Source organism: Nitrososphaera sp. AFS, assembly GCF_009898475.1.
Classification (GTDB): Archaea; Thermoproteota; Nitrososphaeria; order Nitrososphaerales; family Nitrososphaeraceae; genus Nitrosopolaris.
Genome location: NZ_QURE01000124.1, coordinates 1 through 5,880, shown reverse-complemented (window position 1 = coordinate 5,880; position 5,880 = coordinate 1). Strand labels below are relative to the sequence as shown.

The window sequence follows — 5,880 nt, the reverse complement described above, 5'->3', positions numbered from 1 at the left end:
CAAAGACTTTATCCCTTCCGATTTTATGCAGAAATGAGACGTCTTAATCCTATCACATATGATGAGCGCAGTAATTTTTGGGGCGTCTTTCGCTATAGCGACATCCAAAATATCTTAGGAGACTACATGACATTTTCGTCTGCTGCTCCAAAATTAGATTTCCCATCTACAGAAAAAAACCAGAATGCAAATGCAGCAGCCTTCCAACGTCCTAGCTTGTTGCAATCCGATCCTCCATATCATAGAACCCTACGTGGTGTAATCTCATCTGCATTTACTCCAATGATAATAGCAAAACTCGAGCCACACATAGAGAATATTGCACATGAATTGCTTAATCGAGTGATTCAAAAAGGGAGCATGGATCTCATAGATGATCTGGCTTATCCATTGCCAGTAACGATTATTGCCGAGCTTCTTGGCGTCCCAATAGAAGATCGTGATCTGTTTAGAGGATGGGCGGACAGGATTGTATCCTCAACTGCAGTGGAAGGTGAAATGAGCGATGATGAAAATGTTACTTCAAAAAATATCATTCGAATGATTGATGAGATGGACTCGTACTTCAGCAATATCGTAGAAGAACGAACAAAAAACCCACGGGAAGATCTTATAACCAATTTAATCAAGGCACAAGCTGATGGACGTCATCTGTACAAGGATGAAATCCTTACTTTTTGCAGGCTTCTGCTTCTTGCTGGACACGTGACAACAGTAAATCTAATAGGAAACACGATTCTTTCATTGCTACAAAATCCTCATGAACTTCGGCTCGTACAAAGTGATCGTACCCTGATCCCATCAACAATAGAAGAAACCTTACGTTACAGATCACCTGTTCAGGCAGTTGCTCGTATTGTTATCAAAGATACTAGTCTTGGAAGACAAAAGCTACAATTAGGACAGAGGATTATAGCATGGCTGGGTTCAGCCAATCACGATGAATCCATGTTTGAAGATCCTGAGCGATTTGATATAGCCAGCAACAAGTCTTCTTCTCATCCGGCCCATATTGGATTTGGCCATGGGATCCATTTTTGTTTAGGTGCTCCCTTAGCTCGTTTGGAAGGACAAGTGGCACTGAGAGTAATCGTTCAAAGATTGCAGGATTTGAAGCTGGACAGCAGAGACAAGGAAAACAAACAAGCGGATCTAATCCCACTTCAAAGTGTTTTCTTCCATGGAGTGACTCACTTGCCATTAATGTTTCAAAAACGTTCAGACAAGGGTTGAAATTGCAAAGAATAACAAGATTGACGCGGGAACTGTCAGCAATATTCAGTGATGAGCCTTGTTTTGGCTAGCCGAAAACATGCAGTAAGCGCATTAATCAAATTGCAATTTTATGGTGTAACAGATAATGAAATCCTGAACATTTACAGATTTTTGGACAGTGCGCGCTTAGAGAATGCGAGGAATAATGCATACTCCTTTGGATTCCTCATTGAAGTATGATGGTTGGACTTGATCGAATTTTGGCGCGCCAAAATGATGCGGTAATACACTGTTGCTACATACTTATTTTATGAACAAATAGGGAATTGAATATCCACGATGGAGTCCGGTTATCATACCCCATCATAAGTTAGAACTTGTCTTCTTAATGCAGATTCTGTACTATGTGGTCCTTGTTGAATGTATTAGTTGAATCCGGTGCATTATTTATGTTCTGAGCGAATCTATCCGATTGAGTGATTTTTGTCTGCTGCTGGGTTACGCTATTACCTTTTGAAGTATGCTGCGACCCCTTTATTGGAATCCATATGAATAGAGGATCTGTCGAAACGCTAGTTGCAGAGAGTATACAGAAACTAAAAGGATAGAGGATTAGGTATACAATAAAGCTATTAGCTCACAGTTTGGAGGAGCAATTACGTAATAAAATGACTGGTCCCAATACGATATACAGATTAAAGTGATTGATCAAATGACAATGCTGTTGGAGTATGGCCAACCATATTTCATTGCCACTTTACTTCTTTTCGGCGGCCTTTACCGGTTTCTTTGCTTTTGTTTTGGTGTTTTTTTAGATATTCCTTCAACTTTGGATTTAATGCATAGATTGATTGATCAAGCCTATAATCTGAACCACTTATTTTTAACCCATACAGAATAAAATAATAAATAAACCAATCAATCACCATGAACGATTGTATGAGTGCTAATGACAAGTGCCCAAAATGTCACTCAGATATGATAAAACACCCATCGCTCTTTTCGATGCCCCTAAGCTCGTTACCAAAAACTAATGCAGACAATGATTCTCAAAATACGAAAACACCAATAGAAGATCAGGAAGCAAAATTCATATTTGAATTCAATTCTTGCAGGAAGTGCGGCTACAGCGAATTCTATCTAAAGACTTGAGGTCTATCTTCATTGCTTGAAACACCTTGCTCGCTATCTTAGCTTACAATGGTATATTGATTTTAGGAGCCGAGAATTGAGTTTGTTATGTAATTGAAGGACGAGGAATGAATCAACTCACTCAAATGATAATGAGACATGGTACCTATCTGTTGGAGTATCAATTGGATTATTTTGCTAGATGCTAAGCTCAGAAACCTGCAAAGAATCCTTTGTACTGTTCCCCGATATTTTCCAATTTTTGTCTACTTGTTACCTAATACTTTATAGATATTCTGGTCAAAATTCTGACACCATGACTAGTTTGCTCGAAATTTGTATTTCAACACTCCTTTCGAATTGCTCTACTAGTATGGTCAAACATGTAGGGAATAGCTCCTACTAAAAAATTGTAATCAGGATAGACCTTAAAATCTATGAGAGAGGATGGAATTCGAACAGGTTATCAGAAAAAGAAGGATGATTAGGGATTTTGATCCCCATAAGCAAATTCCCGAGAAAATGATTAGGAAATTACTAAGGAATGCTCATAGAGAACCGAGTGCTGGTCATACGCAGGTACAAGAATTTATTATTGTAAAAGATCAGACAATAAAGAGAAAACTAAGAGGAGTGGCCGTTGATCAAGGTCACGTAGAAGAGGCGCCAATTTGATTGTGATTTGTTCTAACACTTCTCGTTCTGAGGAGCGGTACGGCCGATGGGGGAGGGGAGTTTTATAGTGTCATAGATGGTGCCTTTGCATCTATGTTGATCCTTCTTACTGCCATTAACGAAAGAATCGGTGCCGGATTCGTGGGCGCGTTTGAAGATGGCAAAGTATCAGAAATACTAAAGCTGCCGCGATATTTTAAACCAATAGGAATTATTACTCTAGGATATCCTAAGGAAACAGAACCTGTTGAGAGGTTCGGATGGATTCCAATTGATGATTTGATTCATTATGAAAGATGGTAGGGATCATTCCATTAAGGGTTCTATTGTTGCGATGTAAAGACATTCTTTAATAGAGACAAAATATCTAAATTGTTATGAAGGTTGGTATAACCCTACCACAGTATGGACCACAAACCACAAAAGAAAATATTATTCATCTGGCAATGATGGCTGAGCAAGAACAACTCGATTCTGTTTGGGTATTTGAGAGATTACTCTGGCCTATACACCCACAAACGCCATATCCAGGCTCTGCCGATGGGAATCTTCACCTGCTCTACAAAATGTGTTTGATCCAATGGAAACACTCACTTTTGTTGCAGCAAAAACAGAAAAAATTGCGTTAGGAACTTGTGTGATAGATATGTTATTTCATAATCTTGTAATTTTAGGAAGACAGTTTGCAACCCTGGATGTATTATCAAATGGAAGATGTATTTGTGGCCTATGCATTGGTTGGTCAAAAGATGAGTATATGGTCTCTAATGTTCCATTCGAGAATAGAGGAGCAAGAGCAGATGAGTTTATCCAAGTGTTAACACGGATCTGGACTGATGATATTGTTGAATTCAGAGGAAGATATTATAATATACCTGCTTCGAAAATAGGTCCAAAACCAATTCAAAAGCCACGTATTCCAATCTATCGGTGGGTTTTCTTCCAACACATATTCAAGGATTGCCAAATATGCGGATGGGTGGCTGCCAGCAGTAGCGGGTTCTTTAGATTATATCACAAACGGTATCAGGACTCTAAAAGAGAAAGAAGAGAAGGAAAACAGACATCTGGAGATAATTGCACTCACCTATCCTGAAATAATTACTAATTCTTCCAAAGAAGCAGCCGAAGGACTCCATTAAGTGGGACTATAGATGATATCGGGAAAGATCTTCAAAGCATAAAGGAGATGGGGGTTAATCATGTGATATTTGGTCTAATGGGCCCAGGTTTGGATCGAGTTATTGATACAGCAAACCAACTCTCAAGATTCATTTGATGACGAATTGTTTATTACCAGATTAGAGGTGAGCCATCTAAAGTGATAGCATTAAAAAGCACAGAGGATAACACTGATAGAGTATAGTTGACCATACTCCATACTCCATTGCCAATTATTTTATTTCTTTTCTTCCAACTGCACAGCAGATGATTAAATCATTTTCAGTTCTACCTGCTGCAGAATGTCCATCGTAGAACTAAGTCAGAGTGATTAGAAAGATGAAGTAAAAGTTATCCATGAATCCTATTATACTCGTAATGGTATAACCAAAAGCAGAATCACAGGAAAAAATAAGGAATAGGTCTTCTAGGCACAGGGTACTAAATATATTATATAAGTTAGTATTCAATGCGATATAATGAAATTATTATACAGACTTAGTACGATGCTTGCTTTTATATCACTGCTATTGTTAGCTATAGTATTTGGCAGTCATACGTTGAAATTTGCGTATTCTCAACTTGCAAGGAATATTAAAGTATGGAAAGATAGTGACAATAACGTAAAGATCCTGTTTAGCTATTCACCAGTTAACCCAATTATAAATACTCCTACTGAGCTGCGGTTTACAATAAATGATTTACGTACTGGTGCAGCTTTCAAAATGTGTTAGTCACAATTATCATAATCGATACTAGCAATGGGCAGCAGAAAGTAGTTAGGTTTAGTGGCTTATCAGACAACAAAGGTGGTTACCTTATAAATTATGCATTTCCAGATTTGGGGACATATCAAGTGATCATGAGAACAAAGTCAAGCAGTCCAAATTTTGCCACGTTAGCTTCATTCCCTATAACTGTAGCATTGGAGACTAGCTTGTCTAATATTGCTATCATCGGCATTTTAGTGGTAACAGTAGTGGCTGTGTCAGCAGGTCTAGTAGTCAGATATAGGTATAAATGATTTCGTTAGTTATTCGATAACAAAACAAACTATTCATCTATAAATTTCTCTAGGATGATACCAGTATTATCTAAACCATTTTTATTATCAAATATGTATTATTGATTTATAGATTTAGAGTGAGGTTAAATTAATGAATATGATTTTTTGATCTTGATTGAGAAAGTATACTGGATATCTGAACTTCAAATAGTGCTGAATCAGCTGATGGGCGGGCACATGGCCGCGGGATATGAATTCGCTCTTTACCCATATCTTTATACTCCGACCCCTCAGGTTGTTAATGGCAGCACTTTACCCATCTTGAACCCTGATTTTTTTCTTCCGATCCTTGGTCTAAGTCAGTAGAGGAGTCTATGGTGATGTAGGATTCAATAGACTGTATCTTACCAACACTAACCGCAGATCTGAAATGATGGATAACCTTACACCATACCTAGATTCCATGTACGCCTATTGTATAAGTTGTTTTATTTTTATTTTTTATTTCCGGTTATGAGATTGCCTAAACCTTTAAGACCGTTGGCGATCGCCTGACCTAATCCTGTAATCGGATCTAGGATGGAACCTTTGTTATTTCCAGCTGCTTTGGTTGTATTAGCTGCTGTTGCATTTCCAGCTGCTTTGGTTGTATTAGCTGCTGTTGCATTTCCAGCTGCTTTGGTTGTATTAGC

8 protein-coding genes are annotated in these 5,880 nt (G+C 38.2%); 7 read left to right on the top strand and 1 reads right to left on the bottom strand.

Annotated elements, in window-relative coordinates; all coding sequences use genetic code 11:
- The 7 genes from DYY65_RS10910 to DYY65_RS10875 all read left to right on the top strand — a co-directional run.
- A partial coding sequence (locus tag DYY65_RS10910) for a cytochrome P450 (RefSeq protein WP_236561804.1) occupies positions 1 to 1,233 on the top strand: 1,233 nt, incomplete at its 5' end.
- Positions 1,234 to 2,793: 1,560 nt separating this feature from the next.
- Positions 2,794 to 3,021, top strand: coding sequence for a nitroreductase family protein (locus DYY65_RS13155; protein ID WP_162477988.1), 228 nt, complete (start codon positions 2,794 to 2,796; stop codon positions 3,019 to 3,021).
- Between the two features lie 93 nt (positions 3,022 to 3,114).
- Entirely contained in the window at positions 3,115 to 3,324 is a 210-nt protein-coding gene (locus DYY65_RS13150; protein ID WP_236561803.1) for a hypothetical protein, read from the top strand.
- A 265-nt stretch (positions 3,325 to 3,589) separates the two neighbouring features.
- Positions 3,590 to 4,117 carry an LLM class flavin-dependent oxidoreductase gene (locus DYY65_RS10890; RefSeq protein ID WP_370519358.1) on the top strand — a complete coding sequence of 176 codons (528 nt, stop codon included), beginning with the start codon at positions 3,590 to 3,592 and terminating at the stop codon, positions 4,115 to 4,117.
- 544 nt (positions 4,118 to 4,661) lie between these two features.
- Entirely contained in the window at positions 4,662 to 4,916 is a 255-nt protein-coding gene (locus tag DYY65_RS10885) for a hypothetical protein (RefSeq protein ID WP_162477985.1), read from the top strand.
- Positions 4,910 to 5,206: a hypothetical protein gene (locus DYY65_RS10880; RefSeq protein WP_162477984.1), complete on the top strand. Its 297-nt coding sequence runs from the start codon at positions 4,910 to 4,912 to the stop codon at positions 5,204 to 5,206. The genes DYY65_RS10885 and DYY65_RS10880 overlap by 7 nt, the downstream gene beginning before the upstream one ends.
- Positions 5,207 to 5,359: 153 nt before the next feature.
- Complete coding sequence (locus DYY65_RS10875; RefSeq protein ID WP_162477983.1) at positions 5,360 to 5,554, top strand: hypothetical protein; 195 nt, start codon at positions 5,360 to 5,362, stop codon at positions 5,552 to 5,554.
- Between the two features lie 128 nt (positions 5,555 to 5,682).
- Here DYY65_RS10875 and DYY65_RS10870 read toward each other — a convergent pair.
- Positions 5,683 to 5,880: hypothetical protein (locus DYY65_RS10870; protein ID WP_201449474.1), on the bottom strand; the 198-nt coding region annotated here is incomplete at its 5' end.